A 16,732-nucleotide genomic window follows, 5' to 3' on the forward strand; every position below is an offset into this window, starting at 1 on the left:
CTAATTTCTTATCAATTCAAAATACTCTTTATCTATAGTTTCTCTATGATCTGGATGAGCAATTTCTGTTAGTGCTTTTACACGTTGTTTAATAGTTTTACCATATAAATTAGCTATACCATATTCTGTGACTATATAATGTACATGAGACCTAGTAGTAACTACACCAGCTCCAGGATTTAAAGATGGGACAATGCGGCTTACTCCTTTTTTAGTTACAGAAGGCAATGCAATAATAGCCTTTCCTCCTTCACTTAAAGTAGCTCCACGTATAAAATCCATTTGGCCACCAACACCTGAATACATTTTTGCTCCAATAGAATCAGCACAAACCTGTCCTGTAACATCAACTTCTATTGCAGAATTTATTGCTACCATTTTAGGGTTTTGTTTGATAATTGAAATATCATTTACATAATCTGATGTTCTCATTTCAATGTATGGGTTATCATCTACATAATCGTATAGTCGCTTAGAACCCATTAAAAATGTAGCCAAAGCACGCCCTGGATTTATACCTTTATGGTTACCATTAATAACATCTTTTAAAATTAAATCTATAACACCATCAGAGAACATTTCGGTATGCAGGCCTAAATCTTTATGATTAGTCAATCTTGACAATACAGCATTTGGAATATTTCCTATTCCCATTTGCAATGTACTTCTATCATCAATCAAACTAGCAACATGATTTCCAATTTTGTTTTCAATTTCAGTAGGTTCTATAACTGGATGCATTGGCAATGGCTCATCACATTCTACAAACGCATTTATTTCTGAAATATGAATAATACCATCGCCAAAGGTTCTTGGCATTTGTTTATTTACTTGTGCTATTACATAATCTGCATTATCAATGGCTGCTAATGTTGCTTCTACCGATACACCTAACGAACAATAACCATGACTATCAGGAACAGATACATGAATAAAAGCCACTTGTAAATCCACAATATTACGTTTAAAAAGTAATGGCAACTCACTTAAAAATACAGGTGTATAAGAACCATTTCCAGCTTCAAGTGTGTGGCGAACATTTTTTCCAATAAAAAAAGAGTTTACGTGAAAGCTCTCTCTAAGCTCTGGATTGGCATAAGGCGCCTCACCTTCAGTATGTAGTTGGCAAATTTCTACATCTCGTAATTCTTCATGTCTTGCTGTTAAAGCACGTATTAAAACTTGAGGTACAGCTGCTGCTGCTTGTATATATACTTTATCTTTAGAATTAACTATTTTTACTGCTTCTTCGGCTGTTACTGCTTTATATTTCATAACTAATTTTATTGAACAAAATTATTAATAATCTAACGGTAAAAAGCTATCAAATGTCATAAAAAAGGAAAAAATATTTACTTCCTATTTTTAAGTATCTTTGCCATTATTTTTTAAGTTATGATTATAGTAAAAACAAAAGAAGAAATAGAATTAATGCGTAAAAGCGCTTTGGTTGTTTCTAAAACATTAGGAATGCTTGCTAAAGAGATTAAACCTGGTGTTACTACACAACAATTGGACAAAATAGCTGAGGAATTTATAAGAGATCAAGGAGCTGTTCCAGGTTTTTTAGGTCTTTACGATTGTCCTTCAACATTACTATGTAGTGTCAATGAAGCTGTGGTGCATGGTTTACCAACTAATATCCCACTAGAAGAAGGTGATATAGTGTCGGTAGATTGTGGTGCATTAATGAACGGATTTTATGGTGATCATGCTTACACTTTTGAAATTGGCGAGGTTGCACCTGAAACCAAAAAACTAATTGAGATTACTAAAGAATCGTTATATGTTGGCATTAGAGAATTTAAAATAAATAACCGCGTTGGAGATGTTGGTTTTGCCATTCAAAAACATTGTGAAGATCATGGATATGGTGTGGTTAGAGAGCTTGTAGGTCATGGTTTAGGACGTAAAATGCATGAAGATCCAGAAATGCCAAATTATGGTAAGCGAGGCAGAGGCAAGAAATTTATTGAAGGTATGGTGGTAGCTATTGAACCAATGATTAATATGGGAACACATCGTGTAAAACAACTAAAGGATGGTTGGACTATTGTAACATTAGATGGGAAACCTAGCGTACATTTTGAACATGATGTTGCGCTTGTTGATGGGAAACCCGAAATACTTTCAACGTTTGCCTATGTACATGAAGCACTAGGAATAGAAAGTAACGCAGAAAATGAGTTCAGACAAGAAGCCTTAGTATTGTAAAACATTGAAAAAACTCTTTAAATTTTTTCTCAACTTTTTTCCTAGACCTTTTTTAATAAGGTTGAGCTATACTGTCCGACCATTTTTAGCTTTTTTCTTGAAAGGTGATACATTTACAGATCCTATTGATGGTAAAAGTTTTAAAACCTTTTTACCTTATGGTTATGGGAAACAACGCAATAATGCATTGTCTCCCTCAACACTTTCGTTAGAGCGTCATAGACTGTTATGGTTATATCTAAAGAATGAAACCGATTTCTTTACTGCCAAAAAAAAAGTATTGCATTTTGCACCTGAACAATGCTTTTTAAAAAGATTTCGAGCTTTAAAGAACTTGGACTACACTACCACCGATTTAGAATCACCTATTGCAGATGTTAAAGCAGATATTTGTAACCTTCCATTTGAAGACAACAGCTACGATATTATTTTATGCAATCACGTATTAGAACATATTCCTGATGACACCAAAGCTATGCAAGAACTCTATCGTGTGCTTAAACCTGGAGGTATGGGAATATTTCAAATTCCGCAGGATTTAAACAGAGAAACTACTTTTGAAGACGATACAATTACAGACAAAGACCAACGTGCTAAAATTTTTGGGCAATACGACCATGTTCGCATTTATGGTCGCGACTATTTTGACAAATTACGTTCTATTGGTTTTAAAGTAAGTGAGGTTGATTATACTGCTACACTTTTCGAAGAAGATATTACCAGATATTGCTTAGCAAAGGGCGAAATTATTCCGGTTGTTTATAAGTAAACGTCATTTCGAAGCAAAAAAAAATTTGCTGTGGCAATCTATCTTTTTTTGGGGAGGGGTTACCCATCGATAAGTTCCTTGTAATGGTATTTAACTATTCATTTGGAAATCCATTTAAAGACAAAGTTTCTAATTCTTTATTACTGTTTTCAAATATCACAAACACCTTAAGTTCTGGATATTTCTTGACAAAGTCTTTAATATCATCAACTGTCATGGTCATTAAAGCTGTAGCATAAGCATCAGCTATCATACACTCCTTAGCAATAACCGAAACACTCAACACATTATTTTTACTGGAATAACCCGTTTTAGGATTGATAATATGTGCATATTTATTACCGTTTTCGTCTATCTTAAACTTTCTATAAGTTCCAGATGTTGCCATGGCTTCATCGGTTAATGAAATAGCTTTCATAACCGTTTGAGAACCATCAAAGCTTGGGCTTTCAACACCTATTTTCCATGGGTTTCCACTTCCTGCGTTAAACCCTTTTGTTCTTATTTCGCCTCCTATTTCCACTAAATAGCTTTCAACGCTTTGAGTATCTAAAAAATCAGCAATTACATCCACTCCATACCCTTTAGCTATCGCACTAAAATCTATTATCGTGCCTTCGTGTTCTTTAATAATTTTGTCATTTTCTCTCTTAACTTTATTAAATCCAACGGTAAGCATCAAACTGTCAATGGTAGTTGTATCTAAATCTTCAATACCCTCATCTGATCCAAAATCCCAAGCATTCACCATGACTCCTATAGTTGGGTCGAAAGCACCATTTGTTGCAGAATAGATATCTTTTGAAGTATCGAAAACCTTTCTAAAATGCGAATCGATAGACACTTCTTCATTTCTATTTATTTTAGAAATAATAGAATTAGCTTGATACGTGGACATTGATTTGTTGACAATGTAAAACAACTTATCAAACTGCTCCTGAAAATTAATTTCAGATTCTGGTGCTTCAAATTGTATGGTATAGGTCGTCCCGAAAACACTTCCTGTAAGGCGTTTATTTTGCACCTCATCTTTACATGACGTTATTACCAATATTATTAATAAATATTTAAATATATTCTTCATCTTAATTAAGATTAGTTTCAATAAACTGTATGCCATTATATTCACACAAATACTCTTCGTTTAAATAAATTGGTAGCTCTTCTCCGTCAGGATTTCCTAAACCTACTCCAGCGTATAACACTTTTGCATCTTTATCTCTAGCATGCTCTTTAAATGTTTCCATCCAAACAACATCATAGTTATTAGGGTTTTCAGGGAGTTTTACAGCACGTACAATGACAAAAAAATATTGGTTTGTTTTATCAATACACACAAATTGTGGATGTTTTTTAAGTTTACTGTTTACTGCAATAAACTCAAAGCCACGTTTTTCTAAGTCTTTCCCTACAAGATTCATTGCCAAATTATGTAATTCTTGCTCATTAAGTGGTTTGCTCATATTGCAAAATTACTATTATTATTTTCTAAGATAAAATTGTTTAACTTTAAATGCTTTAACCAACCAAACTACTCGTTAACAAAACACTGCTTACAATTTTTGTAAGTATATAAATAAGTGCTTTTCAAGCCTTATCAAATCACTGCTTATATTATTAAGGTAAAAATATTTAAATCATGGGCATATTTTGGGATTTAATACAACAAGACAAGCTACAAAAACAAGAAGACAAAGCCAATAGCTTGGAAGATCGTGTTGAACAAATAGAACAAGAATTAGCAATACAAGAACACTACTAAGAAAAACCTTAGTAGCCTTGAAAACTCATCTCACACAAAACATTGATGGTGACGGTAAAAAGGGATAAACAAAAATAAATTATAACAAACAACTAAAATAACAAATGAAAAAACTAGCATTATTATTAACGCTTACTTGCGTTTTTACTCTTACAGGGCAAACCGAAATTGAAAAAGTAACCGAAACAGTTAGCAAAAGTGATATTGAAGGACATATTTACTTTCTAGCAGACGATTTACTTAAAGGACGAGAAACTGGCACACCTGAGCTTAAAATTGCAGCTTCATATCTAGCAAACACCCTTAGAAGCTATGGAGTAAAACCAAACCCTAAAACTGGAAACTATTATCAGGATGTAACATTAAAACAGGTGTCACCTCCAGCAAATGTATCAATGACATTAAATAACACAAAATTAGAAAACCACATACTTATCTCGTCTTCTAAACTTAAAACAGAAGGTGATGCCGTCTTTTTAAACTATGGCATGGCTGAAGACTATGCAGAAAAAAATGTAAAAGGAAAAGTTATTGTAATTCAAGCTGGTAGTGCTAGTGGCAGTGATTTTAGAGCTGCTTACCGCTTACGAAATCAAAAACAAAAATTAGCTAAGGACAATGGAGCACTTGCAATTATAGAGTTAATGGATATGGAGAATCAAATGTGGGAGAATATTAGTCATAATTTTAATGGTTCCAGGCTCTCTGTTGTAACTGGTCAAGAAGACTCTAATAGACAAAATAATGATATGATTCATGCTTGGGTATTAGATAAAGATAATAGCATGCTTAATACCTTTAAAGCATCTAAAACTATAAGTACAAATATTTCTGTAAGTAAAAAACAAGAAGAAATAATAACATCACAAAACATTATTGGTATTGTTGAAGGTACAGATCCTGTTCTTAAAAACGAATACATTATCTATTCGGCACATTACGATCATGTTGGTATTGGCAGTCCAGACGAAACAGGTGATGTTATTTATAATGGTGCTAGAGATAATGCCGTTGGTACGACTACAGTATTAGCAATGGCAGAGAATTTAGCTAAGTATCCAACAAAGCGCTCAGCATTATTTATACTATTTACAGGTGAAGAAAAAGGACTTTTAGGAAGTCGTTACTATGTTGAAAACCCAGTACTCCCTTTAGAGCAAATGGTATATTGCTTTAATAGTGATAATGGAGGTTATAACGACACCTCTTTAGCAACCATAATTGGACTTACTAGAACTACTGCCGAAAAACATATTTTTGATGCTGTAAAAACATTTGGATTGACTGCTATTGAAGATCCTGCTAAAGAACAAGGTTTATTTGATAGAAGTGATAATGTAAACTTTGCAAAAAAGGGCATTCCAGCACCAACATTCTCATTAGGATTTAGATCTTTTGATGGTGAAGTTACCAAGTACTATCACAGACCAGGAGACGAAGCACATACTTTAGATTACGATTATTTATTAAAATTCTTTAGATCATATGTGCTATCTGGCAGAAACATTGCTAACGATTTAGCAACTCCTGTTTGGAATGCTGGTGATAAATATGAAGAAGCATCTAAAAAACTCTATAAAAGAGAAACCATAAAAAACTAAATTCATTTAGAACAATACCAACCAATGAAACATATTTTATTCATCCTTAGCATCAGTTTTTTAACCTTTAGCTGTAATACACAAGAAAAAGGAAATAAACAAAACAACACAGAAACACAAAACTTTACCACAAGTAGTTATGACGACTTAATCGCGCTATTTAAAGGATGGCGAACTTTTGAAAACCCTCCAAAACTAGATGGTGCACCAGATTATACCAAGGCAACTTTCGAAAAACGTTGGCCACAATTTAAAGAACTTCAAAACAAACTAAAAGCTATTGACACCTCTAATTGGACAATTGAAAATCAGGTAGATTGGATGATTGTTTGGGTAGAAATGAATGGCTACGATTTTAACCATAACATATTAAAACCTTGGGCACGCGATCCTGCCTATTACAAAACTATATGGATGAATAGAAGCGATGTACCAGCACACGAAGGACCAACAAATCATGGTATAACAGAAGTGTGGATGTATAACTTTCCGTTATCTCCAGAAGAAAGAGCTAAGTTTATTACTGATTTAAAAGTAATTCGTCCATTAAACACACAGGCAAAACAAAACTTAACTGGCAATGCAAAGGACTTATGGATTGCTGGCATTAGAGATATTAAAAACCAAAGTAATGCATTAAACAGACTTAAAGAAAAAAAAGGCATTAAAGACGATGCTGAAATTGTTTTAATTATTGATGATGCCATTGCTTCAACCAACGACTTTGCTAAGTGGTTAGAAGCTGAATCTAAATCTAAAACTGGTCCATCAGGAATTGGTAAAGACAACTACTCATGGTATATGCATAATGTACATCTTGTGCCATTAACCTGGGAAGACGAAGTGATGATTTTAAAGCGTGAATTAGCACGTGCTTGGACCGCTTTAAAATTAATAGAACATAGAAATAGAAACCTTCCTGAGTTAGTGGACGCTAATTCACCAGAAGCATATAATAAAATGGCTGAAGTTTCTGCTGTTAGCCTCATGAACTTTTTAGAAGACCAAGATATTGTTACAGTAAAACCTTATTTTGATCCAGCATTACGTGAACACTTAGGCTCGTATATTCCAAAAGAGAAACGTAACTTCTTTTCCATTGGACAACATTACGATGCTAGACCTTTGTACTCTCATTTTTATCATTGGTTTGAATTAGCTAGAATGGACAATGAACCTCACAAAAGCGAGATACGCCGTGAACCACTACTCTACAATATTTTTGATTCGCGAAACGAAGGCACTGCTACAGCAGTTGAAGAAATGTTTATGCAAGCTGGTTTATATGATGATAGTCCACGAGTTAAAGAAATTGTCTATATCATGATTGCGCAACGTGCTGCAAGAGGTCTAGGCTCCTTATATGCACATTCTAATGATATGACCATGGAAGAAGCTGGTGGCATACATAGCGAATACACGCCTCGTGGTTGGATGAAAACCGAAAAAGAACTCCTTATTTTCGAGCAGCATTTGTATTTACGTCAACCAGGTTATGGTACAAGTTACATTACTGGAAAATATTTATTAGAAGCGGCTTTAGCTGATTATGCACGCATACAAGAACTAGAAGGAAACGACTTTAAAACTAAAGATTTTTTCGATACGCTAAATAGTATAGGTAGCATACCAACATCGCTTGGTCATTGGCAAATGACAGGAGAAAAGAAGCATTTAGAATCTATAATCAATGATTAAATTCTTTAGAAATATCCAACTTGTCATGTCGAGCGTAGTCGAGAGATCTCAATTAGGTCTCGACCTTACAACAATTTACTATGACTAAATTATTTAGTAAACTAAAAAATAAACAATGAAATTAAAACTAACCATAATTACTATTCTATGCTGTGTATTGCATTTACAAGCCCAAGACTTCTCACAGCAAGTACAACGCTTTATTACTGTAGATGACACACTATTTGCCATAACCAACATTACTGTTATTGATGGCACAGGTAATGCTGCAAAAAGCAATCAAACCATTTTAGTTTCTGAAGGAAACATTATTGCTTTAGCGAATAATAACGAGATTGACTTGTCTCCAAATACAAAAACCATAGATGGTTCAGGTAAAACAATTATGCCTGGTTTAGTAATGTTACATGAGCATATGTTCTACACCATGCCTTTCGAAAATTGGTTTAGTGTAAGTCAAATGACGTTCACCTTTCCTCGCCTTTATTTAGCTGGTGGTGTTACATCCATGCGAACTGGCGGAAGCATACAACCACAAACCGATTTAAATGTGCAAAAATGGATTAACGAAGGAAAAATGACAGGTCCAAAGATGCACGTTACAGGACCTTTTATTGAGCGAGAAGGTCCAAAAGTACCAGAACTTGGCTTTATAGGTAACACTGATGAAGTCGCTAAAATTGTAAATTATTGGGCAGATAAAGGTGTTACCTCTTTTAAAGTATATAATAATATTACTAAAGAAGATTTAAAAATTTGTGTAGAAGAAGCACACAAGCGTGGTCTTAAAGTCACTGGACACTTATGTTCTTTAACCTATAAAGAAGCTTCTAATATTGGTATTGATAATTTAGAACATGGTTTTATGGCAGCTAGTGATTTTGCCAAAAACAAAGAGGAAAACATTTGCAATCCATTTGCTGCTCGCCAAGGATTAACCAATGAAGATGTAGATGGAGAGACTATAAACGCTCTAATAGATTTGCTAATAAAAAACAAAACTACCATTACTACAACACCTAATGTATTTGAACCTTACACAGATAGGGAAATTGTTCCTGGCGGAGGCTTGAATGCTTTAGCACCACAGATACAAGAACGTTTAAAAGCGAGTCACGAGCGTTCACAAGGAAAAGATGCTAGCACACTAGCTCGATTTAATAAAAATCTTACTTGGATTAAACGTTTTTATGACAAAGGAGGTTTACTGGTTGCTGGAACCGATCCTACAGGAGCAGGTAGAACTGTTGCTGGTTTTTCCAACCAACGTACTGTTGAAATTTTAGTGGAAGCAGGTTTTTCTGTAGAAGAAGCTATTAAAGTATGTACTTTAAATGGTGCAATATTTCTTGAACAAGATAAACAGATTGGATCACTTGAAATTGGCAAAAAAGCAGACTTTTTATTTATCAATGGTGACTTAAAAAACAACATTAAAAATATAAGGAATTTGGAATTAGTATTTAAAGATGGTATTGGTTTTAACTCTCAAAAGTTATTCGAATCGGTTAAAGGACAAGTTGGTTTAAACTAAACATCAATGATTAAATTCTTCCGACTTTTACGCAAATCACTCCTTATGGAAAACAAAACTGGTAAATACTTTAAATACGCCATCGGAGAAATTGTACTCGTAGTTATCGGTATTTTGATTGCTTTGCAGATAAATAACTGGAATGAGCAAAGAAAAAATAATAAAAGTAGAAAACAACTCGTACAAGGTTTAATCTCTGAGTTTGAAGCAAATTATAATCAATTAGAAATTGCTATCAAGAAAGACAGTATAAATCTTAAAGCTGGCTTAAAATTGCAACAACTCATGAAAAGTCCCAGAGAAGTTATTCAAGATTCAATCATTATCAACTTATTGACAAAATTAGAAAACTATACATTCAACCCTACAAATGGTGCTTTAAAAAGTGGGATTTCGTCTGGTCATATTCACTTTATCAAAAATAACATCTTAAAAGAAAAGTTATTCGCTTGGGATGATATTGTAAAAGATGCACAAGAAGAAGAGCTCTTATATCGAGCTGATTATATAAATAGGGTAAGTCCTTTTTTGGAAACACACACACAAACTGCCGATCAAATTGAACTCTACAAAAAATATATACCAAAAAGTAAATTTAAATCTAACTTTTTTGAATTAATGAGCAATCCTCAATTTGAAAATCTTTTAGTAAATCGATCTATATTATTATTAGACGCTTTGGTAGAATTAAAACCCATAAGGGAAAGTAATAAATTAATAATCGAACTATTAAAACAAGAACTTACCGATAATTAAATTCTTTCGAAAAATACGCAATTGGTGAAATTATACTTGTAGTTATTGGGATACTTATTGCTTTACAATATTAATAATGAAACTAAAAGGAAAAATTTCTTCATAGACTTTTTATAAACGAAAAAACCCAACACTTTCGTATTGGGTTTAAATTTATTGTAAGATACTGAAACATGTTCAGTATAACTATTTTACTAAATGTCGCTTAGCGACCGACTAACCACCAAAGTCATCAAATCTAATGTGTTCATCAGGAATTCCGAAATCTTCTCCCATTTTTTGAACCGCTTTGTTCATTAATGGAGGCCCACAGAAATATAATTCAATATCTTCTGGTGTTTCATGATGATTTAAATAGTTATCTATTACACAATTATGAATAAAGCCTACAAAACCATCGCCTTCTTCATCATTAATATCTTTCTTTACTTTCCAATTATCTTCTGGTAATGGTTCAGACAAGGCCAAGTAAAACTTAAAGTTAGGGAAATCTCTTTCTAATTCACGGAAATGCTCAATGTAGAACAACTCACGTTTAGAACGTCCTCCATACCAATACGTTACTTTACGACCAGTTTTAATTGTTTTAAATAAGTGGTATAAATGCGAACGCATTGGTGCCATACCAGCTCCACCACCTACATATAACATTTCACTGTCTGACTCATTAATGAAAAATTCTCCATAAGGTCCAGAAATGGTTACTTTGTCTCCTGGTTTTTGAGCAAATATATACGACGATGCTACACCTGGATTTACATCCATCCAGCCATTTTTATTACGATCCCATGGTGGTGTTGCAATACGAACATTTAGCATGATTTCGCGTCCTTCAGCAGGATAAGAAGCCATAGAATAAGCTCTTTCAACCGTGTCGTCATTCTTCATTACTAAAGGCCAAAGACCAAATTTATCCCACTCTGCTTGAAACTTATCTGGTGTTTCGTGTTCTTCAGGATGTGCTGTAATATCAATATCGGAATACTTAATCTCACAAGGTGGAATTTCAATTTGAATATATCCTCCAGCTTTATAACCCATGTCTTCAGGAATTTCTACTACAAACTCCTTAATAAATGAGGCCACATTATAATTACGTACAACGGTAGCCTCCCATTTTTTAATTCCGAAGACTTCTTCAGGAATTGTAATTTCCATGTCTTGCTTTACTTTAACTTGGCAAGACAAACGTGCGCCATGTTGCAACTCTTTTCTAGTAAAATGAGGGGTTTCTGTAGGTAATGCTTCTCCACCACCAGACAATACATGACATTCGCATTGTATACAAGTCCCTCCACCACCACAAGCTGATGGTAAAAATATCTTCTGACTACTTAAAGTCGTTAATAACGTTCCTCCAGAGGCTACTTCAATTTCTTTTTCACCATTAATCTTTATTTTAACAGGACCAGAAGGTGATAATTTTTGTTTTACAAATAATAGCAACCCAACTAACCCTAATGTAAGCACTAAAAATGCGACTACAGTTGCTAAAATTGTTCCTAATGTACTTGCGGCTAATATCATGTTATTCTACTGCTTTTATTGTGTTATCAGCAATTTCTTTTGCATTTTCTTTCTCTATCTCTTCAACTTTCTCTTCGATTACTGCTGCTTTTTTTTCTTCTTGTTTAGGTTCTTCGTCACCTCCTGTTAACATGCCTCCAAAACTCATAAAGCCTATAGCCATAAGTCCTGTTATAATAAATGTTATTCCTAATCCTCTTAAAGCAGGTGGTACGTTTGAGTATCTAATTTTTTCGCGAATGGCAGCTATTGCTAGAATAGCTAAAAACCATCCAATACCAGATCCTAAACCATAAGTTGTTGCTAACCCTAAGGTTGGTATTTCACGAGATTGCATAAATAAAGACCCTCCTAAAATAGCACAGTTTACAGCAATAAGTGGTAAGAAAATACCAAGAGAGTTATATAATGATGGTGAAAACTTTTCAACCACAATTTCTACCAATTGTACCATGGTTGCAATAGTTGCAATAAACATGATAAATGATAAGAAACTTAAATCGTATGAGGCGTACTCTTCACCTAACCATCTTCCTAAAGCCCCAGGTTGTAAAATATATTGGTCCAACAACCAGTTTAATGGTACAGTTACCAATAATACAAAGATTACTGCAGCTCCAAGACCAACTGCTGTCGATACCTTTTTAGATACAGCAAGGTAAGAACACATTCCTAAGAACGTGGCAAATACCATGTTATCTATAAATATTGATTTAAAAAATAATTCTATATGTTCCATAGTTTATCTTATTCTAGTGGTCTTCAACTAATGCTGGGTTTTTACTACGTTGTACCCAAATTATAATTCCTACAACAATCAATGCCATTGGTGCTAACAACATAAATCCGTTGTTTTCATATCCAGTAGCATATAATCCTGTTTTTTCAATTGGGTCTCCAAGAACTTTATATCCTAATAAGGTTCCAGATCCTAATAACTCTCTAAAGAATCCTACAATAATTAATATGATTCCGTATCCTAATGCGTTTCCAATACCATCTAAAAATGAGCGCCATACGCCATTGCCTAAAGCAAAAGCCTCAAAACGTCCCATAATGATACAGTTGGTAATAATTAAACCAATAAAGGCTCCTAATTCTTTACTTAACTGATATGAATATGCTTTTAATACTTGATCTACAATAATTACTAAAGATGCTACTACAGTTAACTGAACTATAATTCTGATTTTTGAAGGAATTATATTTCTAATTAACGACATTACCACGTTACCAACTCCCATTACAAAAATTACAGAAATTGTCATTACAATTGAAGCTTTTAATTGTGCTGTAATTGCTAATGCCGAACAAATACCAAGTACTTGTATGGTAATTGGATTATTATCTGCTAATGGATCTAATATTAACTTACTGTCTTTTTTTGATAATAGTCCCATAAATTAATTCGTTTTTAAAGTGTTAAAATAAGGCACATATAGTCTCAACTCCGACTTAATCATGGCTGCAACACCATCGCCAGTAATTGTTGCTCCTGCAATAGCATCTACCTCATTATCGGTTTTATCATTATTTAATGGATCGCCATTACTTTTCGAAATTGCTATTCCAGTAAAGTTTCCTGAAGCATCTTTTAGGTGCTCTCCAATAAAATCGTCCATAAAATAACGCTCTTTAATGTTGGCTCCTAAACCAGCTGTTTCACCTTTATGGTCAAAGTAAGCACCTTGAACAACCATATTAGCGTCCATTGCTACGTAAGCCCAAACAGCATCCCAAAGCCCTTTACCTCTAATTGGAGCTACATAAAATGTTTTACCATCCTTTTCACCAATAAACAAAGGCAAGCGTCTTTCTTTTCCTTCTTTAGCGTTTGATTGTTCTTTTTTAATATCTATTAAATATGCTTGGTCATCTTCTACTACATTAGTTTCATTAGTAATTATTAATTGCTTAGTAATGTACTTTTGAAACTCTGCGCCTACTTTATCATCAGCAATAAAAACCGCGCTACTTTCTTCGTTTTCGTTAACTCCCATGGCGTATAGAATATTTTGTTGTTTTTCTATACGTTTATTCTCATCAATAGTAGGTTTTAATGTTTGTGCTACAAAGGCTAAAAGAGAACCAACAACTACTACCATGCCTATGGCAAATAGTATTGTGTATATATTTGAATCTGTTTTATTACTCATGACTTAGGCAGTTTTAGCTTTTAAACGTTTCATTCTTCTTTTAACATTACCTTGAACCACATAATGGTCTATCGTTGGTGCAAATACATTCATTAATAGAATAGCTAACATGACACCTTCTGGATACGCAGGGTTAAACACACGAATCATGATTGAAATAAACCCAATAAAGAATCCGTAAATCCATTTTCCTTTATTTGTTTGTGAGGCTGTAACTGGATCGGTTGCCATATACACAGCACCAAAGGCAAATCCACCAATTAATAGGTGATGCCAGAAAGTAGTACTCATTAATCCGTAGAATTTACTGCTCTCAGTAATCCAACCAGAATCAACAACAAAGTTGAAAATTAATCCCATTACTAATGCACCTACAACAGATGACAGCATAATTCTCCAGCTACCAATTTTGGTAAAGATTAAGAATAAGCCTCCTAATAAAATTAATAGTGTTGATGTTTCACCAACAGATCCTGGAATGAATCCGTAGAACATATCCATGATACTATAGCTTACCTCATTATTTTGAGCTAAACTACCTAACATGGTTTCGCCTGAAATAGCATCAGGTGTTCCTGCTCTTTCAACAGCTCCATGCACCCAAACTTTATCACCACTCATCCAAGTTGGATAGGCAAAGAATAAAAAGGCTCTAATTGTTAATGCTGGATTTAAGATGTTCATTCCTGTTCCACCAAACACTTCTTTACCAATTACTACTCCAAATACGACTGCTACTGCTAGCATCCATAATGGTATATCAATAGGTACAATTAATGGCACTAACATCCCTGTTACCAAGTAACCTTCTTCAACTTCGTGACCTTTAATAATTGCGAATATAAATTCAATCCCTAAACCAACACCATATGATACTATTACTAATGGTAATATTTTCCAGAAACCAAGGGTGAAGTTATCTAGTGTCCAAAACTCTGGACTAAAGAATGACATTCCCTCAGTAAAACCATTAATTGCAGCATGATGTTGATAACCTGCATTAAACATACCAAAGATTAAACATGGTATTAATGCCATGATAACCGTATTCATGGTACGCTTTAAATCGTCGGCTGCTTTTATATGAGTTCCACCATGTGTGGTCTCATTTGGCAAAAACAAAAACGTATGGATCGCTGAAAATGCTGGCAACCATTTTTTGTCTTTATTTTTTTCTTTAAAATTATGTAAGTTTTGTTTTAAGCCCATTATCCTATCTCTTTAAGCATTAAGTCTAAACCTTCTCTTATAATTTTTTGATGTGGTTGTTTAGACACACATACAAATTCTGTTAACGCAAAATCTTCAGGAGCTACTTCATACATACCTAGTGCTTCCATTTCATCTAAATCTTTATACATACATGCTTTTAAGATTTGCATTGGAAAAATATCTAATGGAAACACTTCTTCGTAAGTTCCTGTAGTAACAAAAGCACGATGCTCTCCATTAGTATTAGTATTTAAATCGTATTCTTTTTTTGGTGTTAACCAAGAGAATGTTAAAGCTCTAGACGTAGAAATTTTATTAAAAACAGGCTTGTTCCAACCAAAAAATTCGTAATCGTCACCTTCAGGGATGATTGTAATGGTATTACTGTAATAATCTAAATAACCATCTGGCTTAATATGTTTACCACTTAATACATCGCCTGAAATAATTCTAACATTAGCGTCTTTTTCAATACCATAATCATAAATCATTGTTGCTACTTCACTTCCCAACTTAGTTACAAAATATCTTGGTTTTTGAACTGAAGAACCAACAAGTGCTACAACACGTTCTGCATTAAATTTACCCGTTAACAATAACTCTCCAATAATAACAAGATCTTGTGCATTTACTGTCCAAGCAACTTCACCTTTATTAATAGGATCTACCTTGTTAATTAGAGTGCCAACATTTCCTGATGGATGTGGCCCTGACACTTTATGAATTATTGCACCAGACACATTTGCTAAAGGCGAGTTTGTATTTTTTCCAACTGAAATATGAACTGTACCTCCTGTTAGTTTTCCTAGTGCAGTAACTGCTGCTTGTAATTCTTTTTCTTTTCCTTGAAGTGTAAAATCTAAATCAGCCGCCAAAGGTGCACTAGCATACCCAGAAACAAAAATAGCTTTAGGCGATTTGCTAGGTTTTGCAATTACATCGTAAGGACGTTGTTTCACAAAAGCCCAACAACCAGATTCCAGTAATCTAGCTTTTATGGCATCGGCTGTAGCATTATCTAAATTTACAGTTCCAAAGTCTTGGTACGTTTGCTCCTTATCTGCTTGAATTTTAATGGCTAAAATTCTACGTTTTTCTCCACGAGCAATCTCAATGATTTCTCCAGAAACTGGTGATGCAAATTTCACATCTTCATTGGCTTTATCATAAAAAACAGGTTCTCCTGCTTTTACTTTAACACCAACTTTCACTAACATTTTAGGAATAACACCGTGGAAATCTTCTGGTCTAATAGTATAAAAGTTACTAACGATAGCATTTTCTTTTGCTTTTTCGGCAGCTCCTTTAAGTTTTATATCTAGACCTTTTTTAATACGAATGTCGTTTGACATATGTTTGAATATTGAAATTAGTTGTCTAAAAATCCGTGCAAATTTACGGATTTAATCCACAATTTTCATAATAAATCAATTATATTTTTAAGGTCACAATTGTGCAATAAAATTTGGGTATGAAATTTGCTTATCTTTACCCAGATAATTT

General features: G+C 33.8%; 16 protein-coding genes. 7 read left to right on the plus strand and 9 right to left on the minus strand.

The window, feature by feature from the left end; genetic code table 11:
- Entirely contained in the window at window positions 1-1,275 is a 1,275-nt protein-coding gene (locus tag E5167_RS07275; RefSeq protein ID WP_136842593.1) for an acetyl-CoA hydrolase/transferase family protein, read from the minus strand.
- A 120-nt stretch (window positions 1,276-1,395) separates the two neighbouring features.
- Between E5167_RS07275 and map the strand changes: the two genes are divergently transcribed.
- Window positions 1,396-2,214, plus strand: coding sequence for a type I methionyl aminopeptidase (map, locus tag E5167_RS07280; RefSeq protein WP_136842594.1), 819 nt, complete (start codon window positions 1,396-1,398; stop codon window positions 2,212-2,214).
- A gap of 4 nt (window positions 2,215-2,218) precedes the next feature.
- The gene (locus E5167_RS07285; protein WP_136842596.1) at window positions 2,219-2,983 is read left to right on the plus strand and encodes a class I SAM-dependent methyltransferase; all 765 of its coding nucleotides are present in this window, start codon (window positions 2,219-2,221) and stop codon (window positions 2,981-2,983) included.
- A 94-nt stretch (window positions 2,984-3,077) separates the two neighbouring features.
- On the opposite strand, the gene E5167_RS07290 is transcribed toward E5167_RS07285, so the two are convergent.
- Both E5167_RS07290 and E5167_RS07295 read right to left on the minus strand, forming a co-directional pair.
- Window positions 3,078-4,067, minus strand: coding sequence for an FAD:protein FMN transferase (locus E5167_RS07290; RefSeq protein WP_136842598.1), 990 nt, complete (start codon window positions 4,065-4,067; stop codon window positions 3,078-3,080).
- 1 nt (window position 4,068) lies between these two features.
- On the minus strand, window positions 4,069-4,446 hold the full coding sequence (locus E5167_RS07295) for a Na(+)-translocating NADH-quinone reductase subunit F (RefSeq protein WP_136842600.1): 378 nt from the start codon (window positions 4,444-4,446) through the stop codon (window positions 4,069-4,071).
- Window positions 4,447-4,622: 176 nt separating this feature from the next.
- Between E5167_RS07295 and E5167_RS15560 the strand changes: the two genes are divergently transcribed.
- From E5167_RS15560 to E5167_RS07315, 5 genes are all read left to right on the plus strand, one after another.
- Window positions 4,623-4,745, plus strand: a complete 123-nt coding sequence (locus E5167_RS15560; RefSeq protein ID WP_262709579.1) for a hypothetical protein — start codon at window positions 4,623-4,625, stop codon at window positions 4,743-4,745.
- 104 nt (window positions 4,746-4,849) lie between these two features.
- Complete coding sequence (locus E5167_RS07300) at window positions 4,850-6,346, plus strand: M28 family peptidase (RefSeq protein ID WP_136842602.1); 1,497 nt, start codon at window positions 4,850-4,852, stop codon at window positions 6,344-6,346.
- 24 nt (window positions 6,347-6,370) lie between these two features.
- Window positions 6,371-8,044, plus strand: coding sequence for a hypothetical protein (locus E5167_RS07305; protein WP_136842603.1), 1,674 nt, complete (start codon window positions 6,371-6,373; stop codon window positions 8,042-8,044).
- A 115-nt stretch (window positions 8,045-8,159) separates the two neighbouring features.
- Entirely contained in the window at window positions 8,160-9,578 is a 1,419-nt protein-coding gene (locus E5167_RS07310; protein ID WP_136842605.1) for an amidohydrolase family protein, read from the plus strand.
- Window positions 9,579-9,623: 45 nt separating this feature from the next.
- Window positions 9,624-10,334, plus strand: a complete 711-nt coding sequence (locus E5167_RS07315) for a DUF6090 family protein (RefSeq protein WP_136842607.1) — start codon at window positions 9,624-9,626, stop codon at window positions 10,332-10,334.
- A gap of 216 nt (window positions 10,335-10,550) precedes the next feature.
- On the opposite strand, the gene nqrF is transcribed toward E5167_RS07315, so the two are convergent.
- Genes nqrF through E5167_RS07345 form a run of 6 tightly spaced genes read right to left on the minus strand, consistent with a single transcriptional unit; the run spans window position 10,551 to window position 16,581 of the window.
- Window positions 10,551-11,861 carry an NADH:ubiquinone reductase (Na(+)-transporting) subunit F gene (nqrF, locus tag E5167_RS07320; RefSeq protein WP_136842609.1) on the minus strand — a complete coding sequence of 437 codons (1,311 nt, stop codon included), beginning with the start codon at window positions 11,859-11,861 and terminating at the stop codon, window positions 10,551-10,553.
- 1 nt (window position 11,862) lies between these two features.
- Window positions 11,863-12,600, minus strand: coding sequence for an NADH:ubiquinone reductase (Na(+)-transporting) subunit E (nqrE, locus tag E5167_RS07325; RefSeq protein ID WP_136842611.1), 738 nt, complete (start codon window positions 12,598-12,600; stop codon window positions 11,863-11,865).
- Between the two features lie 13 nt (window positions 12,601-12,613).
- Window positions 12,614-13,261, minus strand: coding sequence for an NADH:ubiquinone reductase (Na(+)-transporting) subunit D (locus E5167_RS07330; protein ID WP_136842613.1), 648 nt, complete (start codon window positions 13,259-13,261; stop codon window positions 12,614-12,616).
- Window positions 13,262-13,264: 3 nt separating this feature from the next.
- Window positions 13,265-14,017 (minus strand): Na(+)-translocating NADH-quinone reductase subunit C, encoded by a 753-nt coding sequence (locus E5167_RS07335; RefSeq protein WP_136842615.1) that lies wholly within the window; start codon window positions 14,015-14,017, stop codon window positions 13,265-13,267.
- Between the two features lie 3 nt (window positions 14,018-14,020).
- On the minus strand, window positions 14,021-15,226 hold the full coding sequence (locus E5167_RS07340; protein WP_136842617.1) for an NADH:ubiquinone reductase (Na(+)-transporting) subunit B: 1,206 nt from the start codon (window positions 15,224-15,226) through the stop codon (window positions 14,021-14,023).
- A complete protein-coding gene (locus tag E5167_RS07345; protein WP_136842619.1) occupies window positions 15,226-16,581 on the minus strand; it encodes a Na(+)-translocating NADH-quinone reductase subunit A in 1,356 nt (451 codons plus the stop codon). Before E5167_RS07345 ends, E5167_RS07340 begins: the two co-directional genes overlap by 1 nt.
- Between the last annotated feature and the right edge of the window lie 151 nt (window positions 16,582-16,732).

The organism is Pontimicrobium aquaticum (genome assembly GCF_005047595.1).
GTDB lineage: Bacteria > Bacteroidota > Bacteroidia > Flavobacteriales > Flavobacteriaceae > Pontimicrobium > Pontimicrobium aquaticum.